The following is a 25,681-nucleotide window of genomic DNA, read 5'->3' as shown; positions in this document are numbered from 1 at the left end:
TTAATCGTCCTCCGCCTAAGCCGTTAACGTTTCGAGATTACGGATAATCGCTTGTCGTCCCAGGGGAATCTTGTACGCGTTATGGCCGTAAGGCACTGCGCCCTGGAGTGCGATGGCGGCGGCTTTTGCCAGGGCCTCTGGCGTCAATTGTGCATTTTTCAACGACTGCTCGGCCGCCATGGCGCGCCAGGGTTTGGTGCCCACGCCGCCCATGGCGATCCGCGCATCACGCACGGTATTACCATCAAGCACGATAATCACCGCGCTGGAGGCCAACGCGAACTGATAGGAAGCGCGGTCGCGCAATTTCAGGTAGCCCGAGCGGCTGTTAGCCAAGGGCGCATCCAGTACCACATGGGTAATCATTTCGTCAGGTAACAAAGCATGTTCCTTGGACGGCGTAGCGCCAGGCAGCAAGTGAAAGTCGAGGAAGTCGATCTCCCGCACCCCCTTGGGACCTTGCACCTGAACCGTGGCGCCAATCGCCGCCATGGCTACACACATGTCGGAAGGGTGCGTCGCGATGCATTGGTCGCTGGTTCCCAACACCGCGTGCACACTGCGGTTTTGCCCTTCAATGGCCGAGCAACCCGATCCCGGTTCGCGTTTGTTGCAGGGCGACACACCGTCTCGGAAATAGTCGCAACGAACTCGCTGCATGACGTTGCCTGCGGTGGTGGCCTTGTTGCGCAGCTGGGTGGTTGCGCCTGACAGCAGCGCCTGCGAAAGCACCGGATAGTGCGTTCGAATAAGCTCGTCATGGGCCAAGGCCGTGTTGCTGACCAGCGCGCCGATGCGCACTCGGCCATCGTCGAGCGGGCTGATCTGCTTGAGCGAAAGATGATTAACGTCAATCACCTGAACGGGCCGCATGACATCAAGCTTGACCAGATCCAGCAGGGTCGTGCCGCCGGCAAGAAAAAATGCCGAGTCGGATTGGCTGTGGTAAGTGATTGCATGCTCGATGCTGTCGGCACGCACATAATTGAAGGTTCGCATTAGCCGATCTCCTTCATTTTGCTGCGCGCAGACTGCACGGCGGCCAATATGTTTTTGTAGGCTCCGCAGCGGCAAATATTGCCACTCATGGCTTCGCGAACACTGGCGTCATCGCTGCCAATGTTGCTGTCTTTCAAGATTGCCACGGCGCTCATGATCTGCCCCGACGTGCAATAGCCACATTGGTAAGCGTCATGTTCCCAGAAAGCTTCCTGCACCGGATGCAGCGCGCCCCCTTGAGCCAGCCCTTCGATGGTGGTGATCTCATCGCCCTCATGCATTGCTGCCAAAGACAGGCATGAATTCACCGATTGGCCATTCACATGCACGGTGCACGCCCCACACTGGCCGTGATCGCAGCCCTTTTTGGTCCCGGTCAAGCTCAGACGGTCGCGTAGTACATCCAGCAAAACGGCATTGGCCGGCAAATTCAATGCATGAGGGCTGCCATTGACGTTTAGCAGCATGCGCCGTTCGCCCGGCGCGGGCGCTGCAGGCAAGTCCTCGGCAGTCGCAGCCTGGACCTGGGTCGCCGCTTGCAACCAGAGCGGCGAGGTGGCCGCTGCGAGGCTGGAAACGCCTACGGATTTAAGAAAGTTGCGGCGGGAAGGGGTCGCAAGGTCGTGCAATTGCGGGAGCGCAGACGGTTTGCCGCGCTTGTCATATTCATCAGTCATTGAGGTGATCCTCTTTAACAACGGTCGGCAGAGCTTAGTTCTCGGTCATTACCCGTAAAAGGCAGCCGGTCCGAACGGGAATATTTCTGACGGACGACCTATTAAAACCCCCATAGCAAGCAGGAAAAGCTCCTGAGTGGCTGGCGTCAACTAAAATAAATGACAGCGGTCTATCATATGTGTTCAGGAGGATCCTTTTTGAACGGTTGCGGATGGCGCTGCTGGCTGGTGTTGATGTGTCTGATTGGGCTGCCAACAGCAGCAGGTGCGGCGGGAAGCTATGTGCTGGTATTTGGCATGGACGATGTCATTGGCTCTGCCAGCTATGCCGGTGTTGCCTTGGTCATACTCGGTGTGGCGCTGGTCATTGCCGAGGCATTTGTGCCGAGTTTCGGGGTCATTGGTTTTGGCGGCATCGTCGCTTTCATAGTGGGGGCAATACTGCTGCTGAACACTGATGTCCTGGGATTCACCCTTGAATTACCGATGGTCGTCAGTGCGGCGGCGATTGGCGTGGTATGCCTGATGGGTCTGGTGGCCGCAACGCTTAAGTCACGCAAACGCCAAATCGTCAGCGGAGACGCCGGTCTGGTGGGCAGCAGCGTGATCATCGCTGCACTGCAACCTGACGACCCGCTGGGTGGCTGGGTGCAACTGCAAGGTGAACGCTGGCAGGTGCTGAGTCAGGCGCCGCTCAATACCGGGCAACGGGTCCGGGTGGTGGCGCGTCGCGGGGTGATGCTCGAGGTCACACCGATAGCCGAAACGCCTCAACGGGGAGACTGATCATGTTTGTGCAATTGGGCTTTGGCACGTTGCTGTTGCTACTGCTGCTGGTGGCGATGTCAACGTTTCGCATCCTGCGTGAGTATGAGCGTGGGGTGGTGTTCCAGCTCGGACGGTTCTGGCAGGTGAAAGGGCCTGGCTTGATCCTGCTGATTCCCGTGGTGCAGCAAATGGTTCGTGTCGACCTGCGCACCATCGTTCTGGACATACCGCCACAAGACGTAATTACCCGCGACAACGTCTCAGTGAAGGTGAACGCGGTGCTGTATTTTCGAGTGCTCGACCCGCAGCGAGCGATCATTCAGGTCGAAGATTTCCTGATGGCCACCAGTCAACTGGCGCAGACCACGCTTCGGGCGGTCTTGGGAAAACACGAGCTGGACGAACTGCTCGCCGAGCGCGAGCGGCTCAACGTAGACATTCAAAAGGTCCTGGATGCTCAAACGGATTCATGGGGCATCAAAGTGGCCAACGTCGAGATCAAACACGTGGACCTGAACGAATCCATGATCCGCGCCATCGCCCGACAAGCAGAAGCCGAGCGGGAGCGCCGGGCCAAGGTCATCCATGCCGAAGGTGAGTTGCAAGCCTCGCAAAAACTGGCAGAAGCCGCTGAAGTGCTCGGGCGCGAGCCCGGCGCCATGCAGTTGCGTTACATGCAGACACTGGGCTCGATCGCTAATGATCGAACCACCACCATTGTCTTTCCGCTGCCCATCGAATTGCTGCAGGGCATGGCAAACCTGGCGCCTAAGCCGTAAGCACCCTTCAGTTTTTAGCTGACACGGTTCCGGTTTTCTGAGACCAACCGCCGCCCAACGCACGGAACGTCGCGACGGCGGCGCGGGCGTCATCGGCGTGCAGTTGTGCCAGTTGATCGCGGGCGGTTAGCAACAAGCGGTCTTCGTCGAGCACCTCAACCAGGCTGATGGCGCCACCCTTGTAGGCGTCCTGGGCGGCACCGCGGGCGATCTGGTGCGCAGCGACTTCCTGATCAACTTCGACCCGTTGCTGCTCTAGCTCCGTCAGCGTCACGATAGCGTTCTCGACGTCTTCAGTGGCGCGTAACATGGATTGCCGGTACTGAGCCAGGGCCTCGGCGTTAGCGCCTTTGGCTTGGGCGACTTCAGCATCAACCCGGCCAAAATCAAACAGGCGCCAGTGCAAGCCAATCACCGCTTGCGGTTGAAACGAGGCGGCGGAAAACAGTTCGCCGCTTTTCAGACTTTCAAACCCAAGCAAGCCGGCCAGTGACACCTTAGGGTAGTACTCAGATACCGCTTCACCTATTCGCGCATTGGAGGCAGCCAGATGGCGCTCGGCGGCGATCACATCAGGCCGTCGGCGCAACAGGCTTGCAGGGCTGCTCGTGTCGCCGATAGTGGGTACGCTGAACGCTTGCGAACTGGCCACCAGCTCTTGGAAATAAGTCCCTGGTTGGACACCCATGAGCACGTCCAGGCGGTTGAGTTGCAGGGCCAGTTCGGTGCGCAACGGTGGAACGGTGGCGCGCGCTTGCAACACCAGAGCCTGGGCCTGGGCCTGCTCGCGGCTGGTGGCCAAACCGCTGGCCATACGTGCTTGCACCAGCGTTAAAAGATTGTCTTCGGTGTGCACCTGTTCTTGAGCAAGGGCTATGCGTTGCTGCGCGCCTCGGACCCTAAAGTACGCATCGGCGGCTTCGGCAGCCACCGAAATACGCACGCCTGCATGGCTCGCGGTGGCGGCTTGCGCTTGTGCAACGGCAGCTTCTTCACCGCGCTGCAGACCCCCCGCGAGGTCAGTTTCCCAACTGGCCCCGGCGCCGATGGTTTCAAGGGTCTGGTTACGGTCATAGCCAGGGAACGCGCTGCCGATTTTGCCCAGCGCACTGTTTTCCGATTGATGCTGACGCACCGCCTGGGCATCCAGACTACCTTGGGGCAAGCGGTTTGCGCCGGCTTCGTGGGCGGCAGCGCGGGCTTGATCGACCCTCGCCATCGACACCGCAAGGTCCAGGTTCTGCTCAAGCACGCGCTGGATAATCCGTGTCAATTCAGGGTCATTGAAACCTGTCCACCACGTGTCTAGCGACGGCGCCGGGGTTTCGCCTACCCGTTGTTGCAGCAACGCGCTGTTGGCGAATTCGGCGGTCAAGGTGTTCCCGGGTTTTTCATAATCCGGGCCGACGGTGCAGCCTGCCAGGGCCACAAACAATGCTGTTAGCGCAAACAACCGCCGGTTTTTGAAGCGATAGGCCAAAGCATTCATTGTCCGGTCCTCGAAGGGCCAATAGGGGAGAGCAGGTTCATGACGGTCTCAATGGGCGTCCGGTGACGGCGCGGCAGGCGGAACCACTTTGCGCATCAGTGGAACCATCGCGGTGGCAATAATGAAGCACACCATGATCGCCAGAAATGCATCGGAATAGGTCTGGGTTTGCGCCTCGCGATACGTCAGCAACCACAGTTGTTGCAAGGCCCCAGTAACGCCTTCGCTGCCGGTTTGGCCCAACGTGGCAAGGTTGCCGCCGACCTGCGTCAGCCACTGATTCATGGCTTCGTTAGTGCTGTTCAAATGTTCAGCCAGGCGCGTGAAGTGCAGGTTGGTGCGGTCGTTCAAAATCGTCGCACAGGCTGCGATGCCGATGGCGCCGCCCAGGTTGCGCATCAAGTTGAACAGCCCCGACGCCTGTTTAAGGCGCGACATGGCCAAGCCACCCAGGGTCAGGGTCACGGCCGGTGGTACCGCCAGTTGCTGTGCAATACCGCGCAACGCTTGTGGCAGGATCAACTGGCGACCGCCCCAATCATGGGTGATCGGCGAAAAATCCCACATGGAGAGGGCGAACAGCCCCAGGCCAAACATCATGATCCAGCGTAAATCGACGCGATTGGCCAAAAAACCATAAAGCGGAATCGCCATGATCTGAAAGACGCCGGTAGAAAATACCGCCAGGCCGATGTCCAGTGCGCTGAAGCCACGGACTCGCCCGAGGAACAGCGGGGTCAGGTAAATGGTGGCAAACAGGCCGATACCCGTGACGAAGGAGAAGAAACAACCCAGGGCGAAATTGCGGTCTTTGAGCGCTCGCAGATCGACGATCGGGTTGCTCACCAACAGCGTGCGACTGATAAACAGCACAGCCGACACCGCAGAAATCCAGGCCGTGGTCAAAATCGTACGGTCGCTGAACCAATTCCAGCGTGGACCTTCCTCCAAGGTATATTCCAGGCAGCCGAGAAACAGCGCCATGAACACCATGCTCAGGTAGTCCGCGCCTTTGAGCAGGGAGAGATCCGGCTGGTCGATACGCACAAGAATGGGGACTGCCACGGCGACGAAAATACCCGGTACCAAGTTGATGTAGAACAACCAGTGCCAGGATGAAACGTCGGTGATCCAGCCGCCTATTACCGGGCCAAGGGTCGGTGCCAATGACGCGATGGCGCCGATGGTCGATGCCGCAATGACTTTTTGTTTGCCGGTGAAGAACATGAACGCCGAGGTAAACACCAACGGGATCATCGAACCACCGAGAAAACCCTGCAGCGCCCGAAAGGCAATCATGCTCTGGATGTTCCAGGCCGCGCCGCACAGCAGGCTGGCCAAGGTGAAACCCACCGCCGAAGCACAAAACAGCCAACGGGTCGAGAACACTCGAGACAACCAGCCCGACAGCGGAATAACCACGATTTCTGCGATCAAGTAACTGGTTTGCACCCACGCGGTTTCATCTGTACCGGCGGACAAACCACCGCCGATATCTCGCAGCGAGGCCGAAACGATTTGAATATCCAGCAGCGCAATGAACATGCCGATGCACATGCTGGCGAAAGCGAACACCTTGGTTGCGGTGGCCATGGACGCCGCATCAAATGGTTTGGCCGGTGCTGCGAGGGTGGCGCTCATGGCGCGCCGGCCTGATTGACGATCACTGGGCGGGCAGAGCCGGTTGACTCATCGCGGGTGTCCACGTCAGCCGTGACCGACAAGCCCGGACGCAAATGGCCAAGAACCCCGTCGGCCTCATCCAGATGAACCCGGACCGGTACCCGCTGCACTATTTTGGTGAAGTTGCCGGTGGCGTTTTCCGGTGGCAGCACGCTGAATTGCGAGCCCGTAGCAGGCGCGAGGCTGTCCAGGTGCCCGTGGAACTCATGGCCTGGCAGCACGTCCGCACGAATCGTTACCGCTTGCCCTGGCGTCATGTGTGCCAGTTGGTCTTCTTTAAAGTTGGCGTCGACCCACAAACCATTGGCCGGGACTACTGAAAGCAACTGTGAGCCGGCAGCAGCAAATGCACCGACCCGGGCACGACGATTACCGATCATGCCGTCCACCGGGGCGCGTAGTTCGGTATAACCCACATTCAACTGCGCCATGTCGCGCTCGGCCTTGGCCTGCATCAATGCGGCTCGGGCCTGTTGCTTCTGGGTAGAAATCACGGTGATTTGCCGTTGAGTCGCCAGCATTGAAGCCTGGGCTTTGATGCCATTGGCCTGGGCGGTCTTGAACGTTGCGTCGGCACGTTGGGCACTTTCAACCGACACCGCTTGCTGCCCCACCAGTTTCTGGTAGCGCGTCTGGTCATCGCGAGAGCGGACGGTTTCGGCCGTGGTCGCATCAATACTGGCTTTGGCCTGGCCAATCACCGCGTATTGCAGTTGCTCAGTAGCGTCCAGATTGGCCAGCAGTGCTTCCTGTGCCGCCACCGCGCCTTCGGCCTTGTGCAACGCCGCAACGTAGTCACGGTCGTCGATTTTCACCAGTAAATCTCCGGCGCGTACCCGCTGGTTGTCGATAACTTTCAGCTCGATGATGTAGCCGGAAACCTTCGGTCCGATCACCGTGACGTCGCCACCGATATACGCATCGTCGGTGGACTCGATAAAGCGCCCCATGGTCCACCAGCGCCCGGCAAAAAACGCCGCAAACACCAACGCCGCTATTGCCACAACGATCAACAGCACACGCTTGAGCGTCAGGCTGTGTTTTTTCTGGACGACCGCTGAGCCGGTTTCACCCACGTCAGTTGAGCTATTCATTACAGGTTCATCCGTTGGATGTAGGGGGGGAGAGTGATTGGCGGTCGGCCAGACGACGTAAACGTCCGTTTTCGAGACGTTGATAAACCTTTTCGCTGGCCGCTTCACCGGCGCGAATCGCGTGTTGTCCACGGTTGATTTTTTTGCCGGTGTTGGCGTCGATCAGCGCAAGGCGCACGGGTTCGCCGCTGGTTTCGTCAGCGAGAAAAACGCTTTTACCTTCCGGCGAGAAATGGGTATTGCCCCACTCCATCAACGTCAGCAACACCGGCCGAAAATCACGACCGCGAGGGGTTAATACATAGTCGTGGCGCGGAGGTTTTTCGCAGTACAGGCGTCGTTCGAGCAACCCACCGTCCACCAGGTCGTTAAGGCGGCGGGTCAATGTAGTCGGGGTAATACCGAGGCTTTTCTGAAATTCGTCGAAGCGACTCAGGCCGTAATAGGCATCACGCAAGATCAAGATATTCCACCATTCACCTACGTGCTCAAGGCCGCGAGCAATAGGACATTGCATAGACTCAAAGCTTTTTCTCTTCATGGTCGTCAGCACCGTTTCAAGATGTTTCATTAGATCATGGTCGTAATATATAGAGGTCACTAGCATCATGCAACTCACACGATTGACCTTTGATCGCCTGGCTTTTCGTGCAGAAAACCTAAAAGGGTGGTTGAAACGATGACCACGAACGCCGAGGATCTCTATTGGAGCGTCCGCCACGTCTCCGGCGCCGCGCTGTCGCGCAGCAAACACAAAAACTACTAATTATTGTTAAATCAATAAGTTATGCGCTGTTTGATAAAAGCCAACGTGTTGGCGAGAGGTCTGACGCGGTCTGCTGAACGACCGCCTCGCCAACAAGTTGGCTCCTACAGAATTTATGTATGCTGACGAACTATCAGGAGAACCCCATGAGCATGACCACCACTTACGCCGAAACCGAGCCCAGTCGCGCAGAGGTCGACGCGCTGCAAGGTCCAACATTGATCGAGTTTGGCACTGCATGGTGCGGCCACTGCAAGGCGGCACAGCCGCTGTTGAAGGAAGTGATCGCGGATTACCCGCAGGTCCGTCACCTGAAAATAGAGGACGGCAGCGGCCGTCGTTTGGGGCGTTCGTTTCAGGTCAAGCTGTGGCCAACGTTGATCTTCCTCTGCGATGGCAAACCCCTCGCTCGTCTTGTGCGGCCCACCCACCTCAGTGAAATCGAAGAAGCCTTCGAACAACTCACCGGCGAGTGCTGATGGCAACAACACCTTGAATGACCACGTTGACGCGGGACGGTGTTTTATTGGTTAGCCCGGTTTTGATTGTTCACTTACGTATTGTTATCAAAAAAGCAGATAGTCTTTGTCCAGAACGGGGCTGTGTCTCACTAGGCGCGCGGCCTATTATTCTCCTCGCCAAACAGTAAAAACCCAGCAAACAATTGAATCACCCAAGCGTGCAAAAACCTTGTGATGAACCCGGCTGTTTGCAATTCCTGCACTAAAAGGATTACCAAGATGAAAGCTTCAGTGTTGATGTTGTTGATGAGTGTGTCTGCAGTTACCATGGCCGATGAGAATGTTGAAGCCACTGCGCATCAGCAACAGGCCGTAGAGCAGTACACTTACTCAATGAACCTCGATATTGCGAAAGTCCTGTCAGTCAGCCAGGTTTCATCGGGCTGTGAAGCCGGCCCGGTGCAAATGGACTTCCTGGACTCGACTGGCAAAGAGCATATTGTCCAATACCTGGAAATGGGCACTGGCTGTTCGAACGGTTAATCTAACTTCGAGGTTTTAATTGCCGATACTTAAACTAAAGATATTAAAAAAGGCCCTGTCATGCAGCGCCTTTTTTTGTACGTCTGGGAATAATTAAGCAGATAACTCCGTTGAGCGCTGACTGCACGCATCGTCGTACGCCACATAGAGACGCTCGGCTACCTGACTTTTAATCGCCTTGCCACTCTCCAATCCGAAAACAAACCCCTCGGCCTTGCCGCCCGCGCGATTCAACTCTTCTGCGGTGCCTGCCTGAGTGATAGCGTCCAGCAATTTTTCGGCGTCTGGCATGACGCCCTTCGGTAGCGCGATACCGTCGAGGCTCATTGTCCGACCCCTTGCTGAGGGTTCATGGCGTGGTCGACGTGGCAAGGCTGCATGCGGTGTTGGTCAATCATGATCAATTCCTTTAAGCGGGGTACTGCGTAAAAACCACAGGGCGCGATGGTAGGCCAGGGACCGGCAGTTTGCGAGGGGGAATAATCCCCTTGCCCAGACAAAGCCGTTACCTCACCAAAACGCCCGCACATAGTTAATCGGTGAATGATCAGCCCAATCGCGTAAAAACAGGTTTTCAGCGTTATCCGCATACCGCGCCAGGTAGTCGAAGCGCGCTTCCTGCTGGTCCTGATGAATAAGCGTCGACGACAGATCGTCCTGAAATACACCGAATCGGTCGATATAACCCAGCCCGTGGATATGCTTGAAACCGAGGCTGGCCGGGACCAGTTCGGTGACCACATCGCAACAGTCCACCAGCCTGGCTACACGCAAGCGGCTGTTGGCTGACACATGCTCGGCGAAACCCGAGTCACCCACACGGGGTGAACCGAGGGCCACCAGAAAATCGGCCTCAACGGGCTCAGCCAATAGGGTTGCTATTGCTGCGCCCAGACCATGCCCGGTGATGGTCAGCGACCTGCGTTGTCGTGCCGTTTGTTTCAGCCACGTCTCGATGGACGGCCATAGTTCCAGCGCCGCATTGGCGAACCCGCTGTGAACCTTGCCAGCACCCAAGGGCCAGCCCATACGGACCACTTGATGGTCAGAAAGCACTTCATTTATATGGTCGATTTGCGTGCCGCGTAAGGCAATCAACGCGCTGCCGTCCTTACGCAGGGCGCCAAAGCCTTCGCTGTCGGTGGCTGCATGGCGGAAAATCACCGGCTGCCCGAAACCTTGCACCGACAATAACGTCGCCAGCGCCGGTCGCCCGGTGTGGATGTCTTCGAAGCGTAGGTAGGCCAATCTCGCGGCCTCAACAGCCAGGGTTAATTCGTCCCGTGCTTGCATGGAACCCAGCAATGAGGGTAGGGCTTCTGGATGGTAGAGTGCGGTTTGTGACGGATCGTAGTCGAGAGCCAGCATCAATGTTCGCTCCAGGCGAAACTCAGCATGTTCGGCTTTCAAACTCAACTGTTCAGCAGTCAAGATGCGACAACAAGACGGGCCGGTTAAGGGGCATCAATCGACGGCGACGATGCTCCGGTCAGGTTAATACCAGTTACATATGTTACTACCAATCGAGTTAATACCCGTTTAATAACTGTCCGCTCAAATGAATGTATCTACCTTCGCTTGAGTGACTTTAGTGGTCGATACCTGGCGCGGGCATTCAGCGAACGCCCGGGCCAATCAAGCGCTATTAAACCTCTAGCCTCCGTCAGTATCAATATCGGCATCAGTTTCGATACCTTGCTCACGCCGCTGTTGAGCGCGTTCTTCCTCGGTGTCCTTAACGGAATCAGCCTCCGGGGAGAACGGATTTTCCGCAGCCGTGTGCAGTTTCTCCAACTCCAGATCATCTTTGTCCGCAGCCTGTGTAGCGTCTTCATCAAACTGCGGTCCGTCGCCCAAGTCGTGATCAGGGGTGATGGGGTCTATAGCAGGATCGTTACGTTCGCCGGCCGGGGAAGGCGTCGCGGGTCGTTGATCTTGTACGTCGTCGTGAGTAGCCATGTGCACCTCTTATCAGGTTTCTCAGGAGTGACCTAACTACGAGGCTGCACATCTCTGGACGTTCGATCATTTTTTCGACCGGTCGTCCGTTGCGCTGCAGTCCTTAGCTGTCGCGGTGCGCACCATTGACCGGCAGGCGGCTGCCCAGTCGGTAGCGGGAGGAGGGGTGGATCAAGCGCACATAGGTCACGATTTTGCTGGCGCTCCAGGTGCGGCGCATCAGTACCAGACACGGCTCGTTGGCGTCGATCTGCATGTGCTTGCTTTCATCGCCGCTGGGGTGGCTCGCCTCAACGATGTGCTCCATTTCGTCGGGACGAATCACATTCAGCAGGTATTTGGCCGGTTGCAACTGCTCGCCAAACGATTGCTGCAAGAAGTCGGGCACCAACTCGGGATTAACGTAACGGTCTTCTAACTGCACCGGCACGCCTTCTTCGCTGTGCACACACAGCAGATGAAACACTGACGTACCCGTAGGCAGGGCGAGCGCCGCCGCGACCGCCATTGACGCCGCTTCCCGACCGAGATGCAGGACCTGGCACGAGTAACGGTGACCGCGAGCGGTAATCTCATCGGCGATGGCGGTAATGCGCAGCAAGTTGGACTGCGGCTTACTCTCCGCAACGAACGTACCCACACCCGATACGCGGACCAAATGACCTTCTTCGGTAAGCTCGCGCAACGCCCGATTAACTGTCATGCGCGACATGCCCAGCTCTTGCACCAAGCGGTTTTCCGAAGGGATCAAGTCGCCTGGGGTCCATTCGCCGGTGCGAAGCTTGCCTTGCACAAAGTCCTTCGCGCGCCGATACAGGGCTTGCGGTGCGGTTTTATTCATCAGGCGCTCCGCGTCTGTTGTTCAACGAGCGCGTTGGCCAAGGCTTGTAGAAATAAATCGTTGTCTTCGCGACTGCCCACCGATACCCGCAGGTAATCGGTATAACCCGCTTCACGCCACGGTTTGAGAATCACCCCTTGACGCAGTAACGATTGATTCACCGTTTCGGCGTTGAACGCTGTGTTGAAGAACAAAAAGTTTGCCATGGACGGTACGCAATCGACACCCAGCACCTGCAGCTCAGCAACCATGCGCTGGCGTTCCCGGGCAACGTGCTCAAGGGTTGCTTGTAAATGCGCATCATCGGCCAACGCGGCCACAGCGGCGGCTTGAGCAATACGGTTGACATTGAAGGGGGTGCGCAAACGATCGATCAAGTCAGCCAACGCCGGATCGCTAACGATGCCGTAACCGATCCGCAGGCCGGCCAATGAATAGGCCTTGGAAAAGGTCCGTAGCAAGACGAACGGCTTGCCGCAGGCTTGGATCAGGCTCAAACAGTCTGGGTAACCACGTTCGTATTGCGCGTATTCGTAATAGGCCTCGTCGAACACCAACAAGCAGTGCGCGGGCAAGGCGTCCAGCAGTTGTTGCAGTTCGTCGCCGTTGAGGGTGCAGCCAACCGGGTTGGACGGGCACGAAAACATTAACAAACGGGTGCGCGGAGTGATGGCTGCGATCATTGCCGCCACGTCGAAGGCGCCGCTGGCGGTCATTGGTACGCCAATCACGTGGGCGCCGGTGGCCAGCGGGTAGATAAAATGCAGGCCGAAAGACGGCACCACGGTGACGACTTCATCATCGTGGTCGAGAAACACCCGACTGATGATACTCAGCAGGTCTTCCGAGCCATTGCCAAACACCAGATGATCCCCTGGAACCGCCAATTTGTGCGAAAGCGCATCGCGTAATGCCTGACAACTGGCGTCCGGGTACAAGGCAATGTCCGCGCACGCCTTGGCCATGGCGACGGCAACGGCAGGGGCCGGGCCCAACGGGTTTTCATTGCTGCCGAGTTTGGCAATCCGGGTCAGGCCGAAACGCTTGCGTACGGCGTCCGAGCTGAGGCCCGCGTTGTAGCTGGCGAGCCCGCGCACTTCAGCGCGGGCCAGTAACGTCAAGTCGGAAGCCTTCATGCCGGGTTAACCTCTTTGGTGTCCTGCCAGAACGCATTGCGGTCCAGGTAGTTCTGTAGAAATTGCTGTAAGCGCGGGTGCTGGGCGTTATGGAATATCTCGTGGGGCGTGCCGCGAGCCACCACTTCGCCTTGATCCAGAAACACCACCGAGTCCGCTACCTGCGCCGCAAAGCCCATTTCATGGGTCACAACCACCATGGTCATGCCTTCTTTAGCCAAGGTCTTCATGACTTGCAACACTTCGCCCACCAGTTCCGGGTCGAGGGCCGACGTAGGCTCATCGAACAGCATGATGTGCGGTTCCATGGCCAGTGCCCGGGCAATGGCCACACGCTGCTGTTGACCGCCGGACAGTTGCGCCGGGTAGGCGTCACCTTTGTGGGCCAGGCCGACTTTATCCAGCATGGCCATGGCACGTTTGCGTGCTTCATCACCCGACAGCTTGCGCACCCGCAGCAGCGCTTCGCAAACATTGCCCATGGCGGTCATGTGCGGCCACAGGTTGAACTGTTGAAACACCATGCCGACATTACGCCGTGCCTGGTTGATCTGTGATTGCGCTGCACGTTTGCGGCCCTTGCCGTTATCCGGCACCCAGCCGAGCAGCAATCCTTCGATGTGAATCTCGCCTTCGTCGTACTCTTCGAGAAACGCCATGCTCCGCAGCAGGGTACTTTTCCCCGAGCCCGACGGGCCAATCAGGCACACCACTTCGGAATGGCGAACCTGCAAATCAATACCTTTGAGTACGCGCAAGGTGCCGAAGCTTTTGCCAACACCGCGCAGTTTCAGCATCGGCTCGACGTTATCGGAAAGTGCTTCGGGAGTTTTCATTGCGTCACCTGACTGTTTTGTTGCCAATAATCGCACCGTGGGTTGCGCGAGCGTGCTCATCTTGGTTGCTTCTGCATGAAGCGGCCTACCCGCACTTCGAGGAACATGCCCAGTCGCGAGCACAGCTCCACCAACACCAGATAACCGATGCACAGCATCAGCAACGTCTCGACGAAGGCGAAGGTTTCCGAGCCGATGCCGGTCAGGACCATGGTCAGTTCGGGAATGGTAATGATCGATAACACTGCGGTTTCCTTGCACAACACGCTGACCATGTTCACCAACGCTGGCAGTATGATCACCAGCATCTGTGGGATTTGAATGCGCACGATGCATTGCAGGCGGCTGATGCCCAGGCAATCGGCGGCTTCCAGTTGCCCGCGGGCCACCGACTCAAAACCGCTGCGGAAAATCTCGGCGAAATACACGCTGCCATAAATCCCCAGCCCAAGAATGCCGGCCGGGATCGGGTCAAGGCTGAGGCCGAACGAAGGCCCGCCGTAATACACCAGAAACAATTGCACCAGAAACGGTGTACTTCGAATCATCTCGATAAACACCCGCAACGGCGCGCGGACCAGGTTGTTGCCGAACAGTTGCGCAACCGCGATCAGCATGCCCAGCAGCACACCCAGGACTACGCCAGTGGACCACGTACCGAGGGTGACCAGAAAACCGTCGCCGATCTCACTTAAATGATCGGTAATGATCCGGGGATCGAAGATCATGCGGTTCGCTCCTTCAGATGGCGTTCCAGCAAGCTACCGAAGAACGCCAGCGGAATGTTGATCAAGCAATAGAAGCCAGCGAGCATCAGGTAATCCTGAACAAACATGTAATCGCTGGCAGCAATGTTCTGCGCGGTTCGGGTCAGGTCAGCGAGGCCGACCACCGACACCAGGGACGACGCTTTGACCAGCAGAATCATTTCGTTCACCAGTCCCGGCAGGGTCAGGCGCACGGCCTGGGGCACTTGAATTCGTACCAGCATTTGCGCCGAGCTCATGCCCAGCAGGCCAGCGGCCTCCAGTTGCCCGGCAGGAATTGCGAGAAAACCCCCGCGCATGATTTCCGCTATGTAAGCCCCGGCCGCCAACGACAGACCGATGACTGCCGCCGCCGTGGGCGACATATTCGGCAGGCCGATACGCGGCAGGAAGTAGTAGATAAACAGCAACTGCACCAGCAGCGGAATGCCGCGGAACACAAAAATATAGGCGCCGCCCAGACGTTTGAGCACAGGCACGGGGGAGAGCCGACAGCTACCGATAATCACACCAATCACAAACCCGATAGCCAATGCCGCCGTGGACACTTCAAGCGTCACCAACAGGCTGCTTAGCAATAGCGGAGCGTTTTGCAGCAGAAGGGCCCAATCGAACATCGTGTTACTCCACCTTCGATAACCGCCGACCCCTTCGGGCCGGCGATCCATTCATCCAACCAGCAAACCTGAGTTACCAGGAAGGGTCGAAGTCAGCTTTTGGCACGTCCATTTCAGCGCCCAGCCATTTTTTCTGCAGGGCGGCGAGACGGCCATCGTTATGCATTTTCAGCATGGCGGCGTCCAATGCAGCGATCAGGCTGTCAGCATCAGCATCTTTACGACCGAGAAAGGCGAAGTAGGACTTCTTGCCGAATGGAGGCTGAACCACTTTGTAGAGGTTCTTTTTCTCTGCCGCGACAAAGGAAATGTTCGGCAGGGAATTGGCCACGGCAACGATACGTTTGGCGGCAAGGTCGGCGTAGGCCTGGTTGTTATCGACGTATTCACGAATCGTGACTTTTTGTGGCAGGGTAGCAGCGAATACTTTGAGTTCTTCCAACTGAGCTGAACCCTTGCCTGCACCCACGGTTTTGCCGGAGATATCTTCAGGCTTGGTGATGGTCCCGTCATTGGCACCGGCCATCAAAGCGACGGTGGCTTCAGCGATTGGCAGCACGAAGTGATAACGCTCTTTACGCGCTTTGGTCTCGATGATCGGGCCGGCAACCATGTCGAATTTCTTCGCTTCCAGGCCTGGCAATACGCTCGGCCATGGTAAATCGAGGAACTTGACCGTAACCCCCAATTCCTTGCCCAGTTGCTCGAACAGCTCGGAGTTCATGCCTTTCTGCTTGCCGTTCTCGGTAAAGTCGAACGGTGCGAACTGCAGCTCGGTGCCGACTACCAATTCACCGGCTTTTTTAACATCGGCCAACTGATCGGCATGGGCCGCCAGAGGAACGATGGCCAGAGCAATCGCAGCACAGAGGCTGCTGAATGTCTTACTGAACAGAGAATCGAGTTGCATGGGTGACTCCTTCAGATGCAGTGAACGCTGTTGGGTGCTGTGCGGTTCTTATCAAGATGCAAGGTGTGGCTCGTTGAGACTGCAGTTAGCGTGCCATACTCGTATATACAACCAGCGATGACCGTCAGCCGAGAATTTTTCCAGGGTTGAGGATGCCCCGTGGGTCGTAGCAATCCTTGAGCTGTTGCATCGCCTGACGCGCCTGATCATCTACCGAGTGATGAAGAAACTCGCGCTTGAGCAGGCCAATGCCGTGTTCAGCCGACACCGATCCGCCCAATTCGCCGACAGCGGTATAGACCAGTTCTTCAATCTCTAGAATCGGCGCCGGTTGCGGCAACGAATTACAGTCCACCGTCAGGTGCAAGTTGCTGTCACCGATGTGGCCGAAATACACGCTGTGGTTACCGGGCCACCGAAGTTCCAGGCGTTGGCGACACAGTTCGGCAAACTCGCCGATCTGTCCGATAGGCAGGCTGACGTCGAAATTCAGCGGGGTCATGCGCAGCGGGAACTCCCCCGTGGCTTCACGAATCTTCCACAGGGCGCGTGCCTGAGTGTGCGAACTGGCTAACACCGCGTCGATGACTTCTCCGGCCTCAAGTGCTGCCTCCAGCGTCTGCTCCAGCACTTCTCGCGGCCCGGCGGATTCAAACAACACGTACAGCGGATGCTCGTCTGACATTGGCGGCACAGGGTTTTCCAGCCATGACACGCCGAGGCGGAAAAAGTCTTGCCACATCAGTTCATAGGCCTGGGGTGTGCCGGCGCTACGCTGCAACCTTCGGAGCAAACTGACAGCGCTGGCATAGTCGGGCAGGGCACAGAGCAGGGTGGTGGTTTCGCCCGGCAATGGCGCAAGCTTCAAAATGGCGCGGGTGATCACTCCAAGGGTGCCTTCGCTGCCGATAAAGCACTGTTTCAGGTCATAACCACAATTGTTCTTGATCATCTTGTTGAGCAAATTCAGCACGCGACCGTCGGCCAACACCACTTCAAGGCCCAGGACCAGATCCCGAGTCATGCCGTAGCGGATCACTGCGTTGCCTCCGGCATTGGTCGCGATATTGCCGCCGATCTGGCACGAGCCGCGAGCGCCCAGGTCCAGGGGAAACAAGAAACCGGCGTCCAGCGCGGCCTGCTGAATCTCTTGAAGCGTAGTCCCGGCCCAGACGCTGACCGTAGCGGCGGCTGAGTCGATTTCTTCGATGCCGCGCAGGCGCTCCAATGACAGCGCAATGTCAGTCTCCCGTGGCACAGCGCCCCCCGCCAGGCCGGTCATGCCACCTTGGGGCACCACCGATTGACCCGCCGCGTTGCAAATGCGCAGCGCGTCGGCAACCTGCTGGGTGGAGCTCGGCAACAGCAGCGCGGCCGGACACGCCGGCGCATGGCCGGTCCAGTCGCTGTAATGCCGTTGACTGATTGCCGCGCCAGTGAGCACCGCCGTTGCACCCAGCGCGGTGCGCAATTGATCGAGGGTCTGTTGCAGATCATTCATCGGTTCGGCTCATGGAAAAGGGTGAATTAGACGTGACGTGCAGGTCGAGACGGTCGAGTTGATCCAAGTCCGGCTTGCCCAATAATGCCAGTGCAAGACGCAATTCCTGCGCCAGCAAATCCAGTGCATGACCGGCACCGGCCTCACCGCCCACGGCCACGCCATACAAGGTCGCACGGCCGAGTAGCACGGCATCGGCGCCTAGCGCGCAGGCCTTGAGAATGTCGGTGCCACGGCGCACGCCGCTGTCCAGCAGCAGGGTCAGTTTACCCTTGGCAACGGCGGCAATCGCCGGCAAGCAATCAATGCTGGCGGGCGCACCGTCGAGCTGGCGTCCGCCATGATTGCTGACCACCAAACCATCGAGTCCCAGGGCCACGGCTTTTTCCGCATCCGCAGGGTGCAGCACGCCCTTAAGCACCAGTTGGTGTGGCCAGCTGTCACGTAGACGCGCCAGGGCTTCCCAGTCGAGGCCGGTGTCCATTTGTGCCCCGATAAAGTGCGCGGCGCCTTCGATGGTGCGCTGGTCGGCAGGTAGATAGCGTTCGACATTTGCCAAGATCGGCAGGCCATGTGGCCACACGGCTTGCTTGAACCAGCGCGGATGGCGCAGTACGTCAAACTTGTTGCGCAGGCTCAAATGCCGTGGCTTGACGAAGTTACGCTTGTCCCATTCACGATTGCCCAGCAGCACGGCGTCGCTGGTCAATAACAGGGTTTTACAACCGACAGCATCAGCCCGTTGCAGCAAATCGGTTTGCACCCGTGGGTCGCGCAGGCAATACAGCTGAAACCATAAATTGACCTCGGGCACCGCCGCGACTATTTGCTCCAGAGAGCTGGTGGACACCGTGCTCAGGGTAAACGGCAGGCCGCGCTTGGTGGCTGCCCGCGCCAGGTGTAGATCGGCATCGCGATGGAGCATACCGTTATAGCCTGTGGGGCCGATGATCATGGGCAGCGGTATCGATGCGCCGAAAATCGAACGCCGGGTATGGGTTTCATGGCAGGCCACCAGGGTCTGTGGCAGCAAGCCAATCTCGGAAAACGCCTGCCGATTGCGCCTGAGGGTCACTTCCTCTTCGGCGCCGCCTTCTAGATATTCCCAGGCGAAATTCGGCAACCGGCGACGGGCCATCGCGGCCAATTCGGCAACGCTATGGGCACGGCGAAAGTCACTGCCGGAATGAAAGCGGCGCATGAAGGCTTAACCGTGCAAACGCTGGAACGGCAACCACCGACCAAACGCGCCGCCTTCGACCCACGCCCGAGCGGCGGCAATGTCCGGCGCGAAATAGCGGTCTTCGTCGTAATGGGCGACTTCGCTGCGGATCATTGCCACTACTTCGCCGAGCAATTGCGAGGTGTGCAACGGCGCATGCAAATCGATGCCTTGGGCGGCAGCCAGCACCTCGATGGCCACCACTGCGCTGCTGTTACCCGCCATGTCCAGCAGGCGACGGGCCGCGAACGTCGCCATCGACACGTGGTCTTCCTGGTTGGCCGAGGTCGGCAAGCTGTCGACAGAAGCCGGGTGGGCGAGGGTTTTGTTTTCCGAAGCCAGAGCCGCAGCGGTGACTTGGGCAATCATGAAGCCGGAGTTCAAACCGCCTTCACGGACCAGAAAGGCTGGCAGGCCCGACAATGCCGGGTCCACCAATTGCGCGATGCGCCGTTCCGACAGCGCACCGATTTCAGAAATGGCCAGCGCCAATACGTCGGAGGCCATGGCCACCGGCTCGGCGTGGAAGTTACCGCCGGACAGCACGTCGCCGTCGGCACTGAATACCAGCGGGTTATCGGACACCGCATTGGCTTCACGCAGGAAAACAGTGGCGGCGAAGCGCATATGGTCCAGGCACGCGCCCATCACTTGGGGTTGGCAGCGCAGCGAGTACGGGTCTTGGACGCGGTCGCAATCGCGGTGTGATTCACGAATTTCACTCTGGGCCAACAGTTCGCGATAGAACTGGGCCACATCAATTTGTCCCGGTTGACCGCGCACCGCTTGAATCCGCGCGTCAAACGGTACGTCTGAACCCTTGAGCGCTTCAACGCTGAGGCTGCCGGCAACGACTGCGGCGCTAAACAGCTTTTCAGTGGCGAACAAACCGCGCAGGGCGAGGGCGGTGGACACTTGGGTGCCGTTGATGAGTGCCAGACCTTCTTTTGGCCCAAGCACCATGGGTTCAAGGCCAGCCAGCGCCAAGCCTTCCACCGCATCCATTTCCCGGCCTTCGTGGCGCACCCGGCCAATGCCGATCAATACCGCCGACATATGGGCCAGCGGCGCGAGGTCGCCGGACGCGCCCACCGAACCTTGGGACGGGATGCATGGATAGACCTTGGCCGCGTACAGCGCGCTGAGGGCCTGAATCACTTCCCAGCGAATCCCTGAAAACCCGCGCGCCAGTGAGCCGACCTTGAGGGCCATAATCAGTGCGACGCTGGCATCATCCAGCAGCGGACCGGTGCCGGTGCAGTGCGACAACAGTAAGTTGCGTTGCAGCTTGGCCAGTGATTCAGTAGGAATGGACGTGCGCGCCAGCAGGCCGAAGCCGGTGTTGATGCCGTATACCGTGCGCTGGTTGGCAATGATTTCATTAACCGTGCGGGTGCTGGCGTCCACTGCCTCACGCGCCGCAGAGTCAAGTTCGAACGGTATTTGCTGTTGATAGACAGCGCGCAGTTGTTCGAGGGTAAATTGGCCGGGCGTAAGCAGCAGTGTCGCTTGCATAGGGACTGTCCTGAATTCGGTGTTGAGAAGTGAGCGATATAAGCCTGTATATACAGGTAAGGCAAGATGCAGGCCAATATGTCAGTGGATGGCCTTTAAGCGTCTGCACAGGGCTGTTTCCCCTGAACGAATAGAAGTCCCGGTGGGCGCTGCAAGCGCACTTGTCACCAAAAGTTGCACCTAATGGGGTCGCCCCGCACAGTGCTGGGGCAAACAGAAACCCCGGAGCCACGGGTGCACTTCCGCTCTGGAGACCTGAACAGCGCCCGGTGAGCGTTGGCGCCAGCGTTTGCAGCGAGGGCAACAGTCGACGGCACAGTAAATGCTTAGGCCTGTATATACCGGTTCGTCCCACCGCTGTTTGATCCACTGTCACACACCGCTTTTCGACCTTAATAACAGGAGCAAGCATGACCGCCAGCGCCAATCTCCCATTGATCGATATGTCCGGTGTTCGCGAGGGTGATCAAGCCAGTATCCGCCGCGCCGGTGATGCGATTCGCCAGGCCTGCAGTGAAATCGGCTTTTTCTACATTGTGAACCATGGCGTTCCGCAAGCCGTGATTGACCGCGCCATGGCCGCCGCGAAGACGTTTTTCGCCTACCCCTCCGAGACCAAACGCCAAGTGGCAGTGAACAAGCGTCACCGAGGCTGGCATGCGCTGGGCGGAGCGCTGATGTACGAAGCCACCAAGCCGGATCTCAAGGAGTTTTTCAGCATCGGCCTGGAACTGCCTGAAAACGATCCCAGTGTCTTGGCCGGTGAGGCGTTGCGCGGTCCCAACCAATGGCCTGAATTCATGCCGGAACTGCAAGCCGCGCTGGGGCAGTACTACACCGAAATAGGCAAGGCGGGCGCTGACCTGTTGGTGGCCGTGGCGACCGGGCTGGGCATCGAAAGCGATTTCTTCAGCGGCAAATATGACAAGCCCCTGCAACGTACGCAGATGGTGTATTACCCACCGCATCCACCCATTGCTGAAGCTGATCAGTTTGGTGTTGCCCCGCACACGGACTACGGCTGCATTACTTTGCTGTATCAAGACAACAGCGGCGGCTTGCAGGTGCGTGAATTAAGCAGCGACAGCTGGATAGACGCGACGCCGATTCCGGGCAGCCTGGTGGTCAATGTCGGTGACTTGTTGGCGCATTGGTCGAACAACCGCTTCCGTTCGACCTTGCACCGGGTCATCAATAAATCCGGTCACGAACGCTATTCCATCGCGACCTTCTTCGACCCCACCTACAGTGCCGTGGTCGACCCGTGTGATCTGGGCATTGATGCCGCCACCAGCTTGTACCCTCCAGTCGCAGCGGGGGATTACATACTCAAGCGAATAGATGACTCGATGGCGTATCGGAAGAAGGGGTGAATTGAATCGTTGGCTGGAAACAACTGTGTAGGAGCCATCTTGTTGGTAAGAAAAAACCGCGGTATGTCTGATATACCGCCTCGCCAACACGTTGGCTCCTACAGATTCTCGGTGTGGCGATAACGTTGAAGCGACCGCAAAACCAAGGCCTTAAATCACCTGAACAATGGCCTTGACTACCGCATCAATGTTGTTCTTGTTCAACGCTGCAACACAAATGCGCCCGGTGTCCAGCGCATAGATACCAAACTCGGTCTGCAGGCGGCCGACTTGCTCGCTGGTCAGTCCGGAGTAGGAGAACATCCCGCGTTGGCGACCAACGAAGCTGAAATCCCGGTCAGTCAATGCCGCAAGACCATTAACCATGGCCTGACGCATGCCGCGAATTCGCAGGCGCATCTCCCCCAGTTCTTCTTCCCATACCCCACGCAGCTCAGGGCTGTTCAACACCGCAGCCACGATAATCGCGCCGTGGGTCGGTGGGTTGGAGTAGTTGGTGCGGATGACGCGTTTGACCTGGGACAGTACCCGGGCAGTCTCGTCCTTTGAATCGGTCACGATGGACAGCGCGCCGACGCGTTCGCCGTACAAAGAGAACGATTTCGAAAACGAACTGGAAGCGAAGAAGGTCAGGCCCGACTCGGCGAATAAGCGCACAGCTGCCGCGTCTTCATCAATACCGTCGCCGAAACCCTGATACGCCATGTCCAGAAACGGCACGTGGCCCTTGGCTTTGAGCACTTCGAGGATTTTTTTCCAGTCTTCTGGAGCCAGATCGACGCCGGTGGGGTTATGGCAGCACGCATGCAGCACCACGATCGAGCCGGACGGCAGGTTTTGCAAATCCTCCAACATGCCGGAACGGTCTACGTCATGGCTGGTCGCATCATAGTAGCGATAGTTCTGTACCGGGAAGCCGGCGGTCTCGAACAGGGCGCGGTGGTTTTCCCAGCTTGGGTCGCTGATAGCGACGACGGCGTCTGGTTTGAGCTGCTTGAGGAAGTCAGCGCCGATCTTCAATGCACCGGTACCGCCGACAGCCTGAACAGTCAGCACCCGGCCCGAAGCCAGCAATGGCGAATCAGCGCCAAACAGCAGTTTTTGTACCGCCAAATCGTAGGCGGCGATACCGTCGATGGGCAAGTAACCGCGAGCAGCGTGTTGAGCCACGCGAATGGCTTCAGCTTCAGCAACGGCACGCAGGAGTGGAATTCGCCCCTCTTCGTTGCAGTACACGCCCACGCCAAGGTTTACCTTATGCGTTCGGGTGTCGGCATTGAATGCTTCGTTGAGGCCCAGGATTGGATCGCGGGGTGCCATTTCGACAGCGGAGAACAGGCTCATTTTTGCGACGGCTCTGAATGGAGGAGTGAAGGGATACAACGCTCCGGCCGATTGCACTAGAGCGGTGCACAAACGGGGAGCTAGTATAGAGGCCATCGTTGTGCGCGGCGACAGGATAAGAGGCATTTTTAGTGGTTTTTCAGTTTATTTTTTGGTACCGGACAAAATGGCAAGGGCAATTGTTTAACCCCATATGACTCCGACCGCTTGAAAGGGCGCGCCACTGACTCCATTTGTAGTGTGTTCCTGTATTTCCGGCGGCGTCCATTGTTCGCAGCTTTCTCGTCTCGTCCGGCAGTACTGCGTCAAAATGAACCCAGAGGTCTTTTATGTCCGAGTTTCAGCTCGTAACCCGTTTCCAACCTGCTGGCGATCAGCCGGAGGCCATTCGCCTGATGGTTGAAGGGATCGAAGCCGGGCTGGCGCACCAGACATTGCTGGGCGTGACAGGCTCCGGCAAGACCTTCAGCATCGCCAACGTGATCGCTCAGGTGCAGCGCCCGACGCTGGTCCTGGCGCCGAACAAAACCCTGGCCGCGCAGTTGTACGGCGAGTTCAAGGCGTTTTTCCCGAACAACGCGGTTGAATATTTCGTTTCTTATTACGACTACTACCAGCCAGAAGCTTATGTGCCATCGTCGGACACCTTCATCGAGAAGGATGCGTCGATCAACGATCACATTGAGCAGATGCGTTTGTCCGCCACCAAAGCGTTGCTGGAGCGCAAAGACGCGATTATCGTCACCACCGTCTCCTGCATCTACGGTTTGGGCAGCCCGGAAACCTATCTGAAGATGGTGCTGCACGTCGACCGCGGCGACAAACTCGACCAGCGGGCGCTGTTACGGCGTTTGGCAGACCTGCAATACACCCGCAACGACATGGATTTTGCTCGGGCAACCTTCCGCGTACGTGGCGACGTGATCGACATCTACCCGGCGGAATCGGACCTCGAAGCGATCCGCATCGAGCTGTTCGATGACGAGGTAGAAAGCTTGTCGGCGTTCGATCCGTTGACCGGTGAGGTGATTCGAAAGCTGCCGCGCTTCACGTTCTATCCAAAAAGCCACTACGTCACCCCCCGGGAAACCCTGGTGGATGCCATGGAGCACATCAAGGTCGAGCTTCAGGAACGTTTGGAATACCTGCGCAGCAATAACAAGTTGGTGGAAGCGCAACGTCTGGAGCAGCGGACTCGTTTCGATCTGGAAATGATCCTTGAGCTGGGTTACTGCAACGGCATCGAAAACTATTCACGCTACCTGTCCGGACGTCCTTCAGGCGCGCCGCCGCCCACCTTGTACGATTACTTGCCAGCCGACGCGCTGCTGGTAATCGACGAATCCCACGTCAGCGTGCCGCAAGTGGGCGCAATGTATAAGGGCGACCGCTCGCGTAAAGAAACACTGGTGGAGTACGGCTTCCGCTTGCCGTCGGCGCTGGATAACCGGCCCATGCGCTTTGACGAGTGGGAAAGCGTCAGCCCGCAAACCATCTTCGTTTCGGCGACACCGGGCAACTATGAAGCGGAACACGCGGGACGGGTTATCGAGCAGTTGGTGCGGCCTACCGGACTGGTTGATCCGCAAATCGAGATTCGTCCGGCATTGACCCAGGTTGATGACCTGCTGTCGGAGATTGGCAAACGCGTCGCACTGGGCGAGCGGGTGTTGGTCACGACCTTGACCAAACGTATGTCTGAAGATCTTACCGATTACCTGGCCGACCACGGCTGCCGGGTGCGTTATCTGCACTCGGACATCGATACCGTGGAACGGGTCGAAATCATTCGTGACCTGCGTTTGGGTGTGTTCGATGTGTTGGTCGGGATCAACCTGCTGCGCGAAGGCCTGGACATGCCGGAAGTGTCGCTGGTGGCGATTCTTGATGCCGATAAAGAAGGCTTCTTGCGCTCGGAGCGCTCGCTGATCCAGACCATCGGTCGTGCGGCCCGTAACCTCAACGGCCGAGCGATTCTTTACGCTGACCGCATCACCGGTTCCATGGAGCGGGCCATTGGCGAAACCGACCGGCGTCGCGACAAACAAATCGCCTACAACCTGGAACATGGCATCACACCGAAAGGCGTGATCAAGGACGTTGCCGACATCATGGAAGGCGCAACTGTGCCCGGTTCGCGCAGTAAAAAGCGCAAAGGCATGGCCAAAGCCGCCGAGGAAAACGCCAAATACGAAGCCGAACTGCGCTCGCCAAGTGAGATCACCAAACGCATTCGTCAGTTGGAAGAGAAAATGTACCAACTGGCCCGCGACCTGGAATTCGAAGCTGCCGCACAGATGCGCGACGAAATCGGCAAGTTGCGCGAGCGGTTGTTAGTGGTTTGAGGGCTATCCACTTGGTCAACCGCCTGTAGGAGCCTGCGATCCGAGTCAATGATTAT

At 57.9% G+C, this 25,681-nt stretch carries 25 protein-coding genes; 6 read left to right on the top strand and 19 right to left on the bottom strand.

Annotation, left to right across the window (positions count from 1 at the left end):
* Positions 1-15: 15 nt before the first annotated feature.
* Both JWR17_RS02450 and JWR17_RS02445 read right to left on the bottom strand, forming a co-directional pair.
* A complete protein-coding gene (locus JWR17_RS02450) occupies positions 16-999 on the bottom strand; it encodes a xanthine dehydrogenase family protein subunit M (protein WP_299827951.1) in 984 nt (327 codons plus the stop codon).
* Entirely contained in the window at positions 999-1,676 is a 678-nt protein-coding gene (locus tag JWR17_RS02445) for a (2Fe-2S)-binding protein (RefSeq protein WP_299827950.1), read from the bottom strand. Before JWR17_RS02445 ends, JWR17_RS02450 begins: the two co-directional genes overlap by 1 nt.
* A gap of 198 nt (positions 1,677-1,874) precedes the next feature.
* Here JWR17_RS02445 and JWR17_RS02440 point away from each other — a divergent pair, with 198 nt between their 5' ends.
* Both JWR17_RS02440 and JWR17_RS02435 read left to right on the top strand, forming a co-directional pair.
* The gene (locus JWR17_RS02440; RefSeq protein WP_299827949.1) at positions 1,875-2,462 is read left to right on the top strand and encodes an NfeD family protein; all 588 of its coding nucleotides are present in this window, start codon (positions 1,875-1,877) and stop codon (positions 2,460-2,462) included.
* A gap of 56 nt (positions 2,463-2,518) precedes the next feature.
* Entirely contained in the window at positions 2,519-3,223 is a 705-nt protein-coding gene (locus JWR17_RS02435; protein WP_299827966.1) for a slipin family protein, read from the top strand.
* Between the two features lie 7 nt (positions 3,224-3,230).
* On the opposite strand, the gene JWR17_RS02430 is transcribed toward JWR17_RS02435, so the two are convergent.
* The 4 genes from JWR17_RS02430 to JWR17_RS02415 are packed head-to-tail and all read right to left on the bottom strand — an operon-like array spanning position 3,231 to position 8,030.
* Complete coding sequence (locus JWR17_RS02430; RefSeq protein WP_299827948.1) at positions 3,231-4,712, bottom strand: efflux transporter outer membrane subunit; 1,482 nt, start codon at positions 4,710-4,712, stop codon at positions 3,231-3,233.
* 48 nt (positions 4,713-4,760) lie between these two features.
* Complete coding sequence (locus JWR17_RS02425; protein WP_299827947.1) at positions 4,761-6,353, bottom strand: DHA2 family efflux MFS transporter permease subunit; 1,593 nt, start codon at positions 6,351-6,353, stop codon at positions 4,761-4,763.
* Positions 6,350-7,489 carry an HlyD family secretion protein gene (locus tag JWR17_RS02420; RefSeq protein WP_299827946.1) on the bottom strand — a complete coding sequence of 380 codons (1,140 nt, stop codon included), beginning with the start codon at positions 7,487-7,489 and terminating at the stop codon, positions 6,350-6,352. The genes JWR17_RS02425 and JWR17_RS02420 overlap by 4 nt, the downstream gene beginning before the upstream one ends.
* 7 nt (positions 7,490-7,496) lie before the next feature.
* Positions 7,497-8,030 (bottom strand): helix-turn-helix domain-containing protein, encoded by a 534-nt coding sequence (locus JWR17_RS02415; RefSeq protein ID WP_299827944.1) that lies wholly within the window; start codon positions 8,028-8,030, stop codon positions 7,497-7,499.
* A gap of 377 nt (positions 8,031-8,407) precedes the next feature.
* Between JWR17_RS02415 and JWR17_RS02410 the strand changes: the two genes are divergently transcribed.
* Positions 8,408-8,734 carry a thioredoxin family protein gene (locus JWR17_RS02410; RefSeq protein ID WP_299827963.1) on the top strand — a complete coding sequence of 109 codons (327 nt, stop codon included), beginning with the start codon at positions 8,408-8,410 and terminating at the stop codon, positions 8,732-8,734.
* 261 nt (positions 8,735-8,995) lie between these two features.
* On the top strand, positions 8,996-9,259 hold the full coding sequence (locus JWR17_RS02405) for a DUF2790 domain-containing protein (RefSeq protein WP_299827942.1): 264 nt from the start codon (positions 8,996-8,998) through the stop codon (positions 9,257-9,259).
* A gap of 93 nt (positions 9,260-9,352) precedes the next feature.
* On the opposite strand, the gene JWR17_RS02400 is transcribed toward JWR17_RS02405, so the two are convergent.
* The 12 genes from JWR17_RS02400 to hutH form a co-directional block, all read right to left on the bottom strand.
* Entirely contained in the window at positions 9,353-9,586 is a 234-nt protein-coding gene (locus tag JWR17_RS02400; RefSeq protein WP_299827941.1) for a hypothetical protein, read from the bottom strand.
* Positions 9,587-9,769: 183 nt separating this feature from the next.
* A complete protein-coding gene (locus JWR17_RS02395; RefSeq protein WP_299827939.1) occupies positions 9,770-10,627 on the bottom strand; it encodes a lipase family protein in 858 nt (285 codons plus the stop codon).
* Positions 10,628-10,912: 285 nt separating this feature from the next.
* Entirely contained in the window at positions 10,913-11,218 is a 306-nt protein-coding gene (locus JWR17_RS02390) for a hypothetical protein (RefSeq protein WP_299827937.1), read from the bottom strand.
* Between the two features lie 103 nt (positions 11,219-11,321).
* Positions 11,322-12,059, bottom strand: a complete 738-nt coding sequence (gene hutC, locus JWR17_RS02385) for a histidine utilization repressor (RefSeq protein WP_299827935.1) — start codon at positions 12,057-12,059, stop codon at positions 11,322-11,324.
* Positions 12,059-13,195, bottom strand: a complete 1,137-nt coding sequence (gene hisC, locus JWR17_RS02380; protein WP_299827933.1) for a histidinol-phosphate transaminase — start codon at positions 13,193-13,195, stop codon at positions 12,059-12,061. Before hisC ends, hutC begins: the two co-directional genes overlap by 1 nt.
* Entirely contained in the window at positions 13,192-14,031 is an 840-nt protein-coding gene (locus JWR17_RS02375) for an amino acid ABC transporter ATP-binding protein (RefSeq protein WP_299827931.1), read from the bottom strand. Before JWR17_RS02375 ends, hisC begins: the two co-directional genes overlap by 4 nt.
* A 56-nt stretch (positions 14,032-14,087) precedes the next feature.
* Positions 14,088-14,759, bottom strand: a complete 672-nt coding sequence (locus tag JWR17_RS02370; RefSeq protein ID WP_299827929.1) for an amino acid ABC transporter permease — start codon at positions 14,757-14,759, stop codon at positions 14,088-14,090.
* On the bottom strand, positions 14,756-15,415 hold the full coding sequence (locus tag JWR17_RS02365) for an amino acid ABC transporter permease (RefSeq protein ID WP_299827927.1): 660 nt from the start codon (positions 15,413-15,415) through the stop codon (positions 14,756-14,758). Before JWR17_RS02365 ends, JWR17_RS02370 begins: the two co-directional genes overlap by 4 nt.
* Before the next feature lie 73 nt (positions 15,416-15,488).
* Positions 15,489-16,325, bottom strand: coding sequence for a transporter substrate-binding domain-containing protein (locus tag JWR17_RS02360; protein WP_299827925.1), 837 nt, complete (start codon positions 16,323-16,325; stop codon positions 15,489-15,491).
* 124 nt (positions 16,326-16,449) lie between these two features.
* Entirely contained in the window at positions 16,450-17,826 is a 1,377-nt protein-coding gene (locus JWR17_RS02355; protein WP_299827924.1) for an FAD-binding oxidoreductase, read from the bottom strand.
* Complete coding sequence (locus JWR17_RS02350) at positions 17,819-19,027, bottom strand: alpha-hydroxy acid oxidase (RefSeq protein ID WP_299827922.1); 1,209 nt, start codon at positions 19,025-19,027, stop codon at positions 17,819-17,821. Before JWR17_RS02350 ends, JWR17_RS02355 begins: the two co-directional genes overlap by 8 nt.
* A gap of 6 nt (positions 19,028-19,033) precedes the next feature.
* Entirely contained in the window at positions 19,034-20,563 is a 1,530-nt protein-coding gene (gene hutH, locus JWR17_RS02345; protein ID WP_299827920.1) for a histidine ammonia-lyase, read from the bottom strand.
* 410 nt (positions 20,564-20,973) lie between these two features.
* On the opposite strand from hutH, the gene JWR17_RS02340 reads away from it, so the two are divergent.
* Positions 20,974-21,936 carry a 2-oxoglutarate and iron-dependent oxygenase domain-containing protein gene (locus JWR17_RS02340; RefSeq protein ID WP_299827918.1) on the top strand — a complete coding sequence of 321 codons (963 nt, stop codon included), beginning with the start codon at positions 20,974-20,976 and terminating at the stop codon, positions 21,934-21,936.
* Between the two features lie 150 nt (positions 21,937-22,086).
* On the opposite strand, the gene JWR17_RS02335 is transcribed toward JWR17_RS02340, so the two are convergent.
* Complete coding sequence (locus tag JWR17_RS02335) at positions 22,087-23,280, bottom strand: amino acid aminotransferase (protein WP_299827916.1); 1,194 nt, start codon at positions 23,278-23,280, stop codon at positions 22,087-22,089.
* Positions 23,281-23,609: 329 nt separating this feature from the next.
* Here JWR17_RS02335 and uvrB point away from each other — a divergent pair, with 329 nt between their 5' ends.
* The gene (uvrB, locus tag JWR17_RS02330; RefSeq protein ID WP_299827914.1) at positions 23,610-25,625 is read left to right on the top strand and encodes an excinuclease ABC subunit UvrB; all 2,016 of its coding nucleotides are present in this window, start codon (positions 23,610-23,612) and stop codon (positions 25,623-25,625) included.
* Positions 25,626-25,681: the final 56 nt, after the last annotated feature.

Source organism: Pseudomonas sp., from assembly GCF_028293835.1.
GTDB lineage: Bacteria > Pseudomonadota > Gammaproteobacteria > Pseudomonadales > Pseudomonadaceae > Aquipseudomonas.
This window is presented reverse-complemented; position numbering and strand designations above follow the sequence as displayed.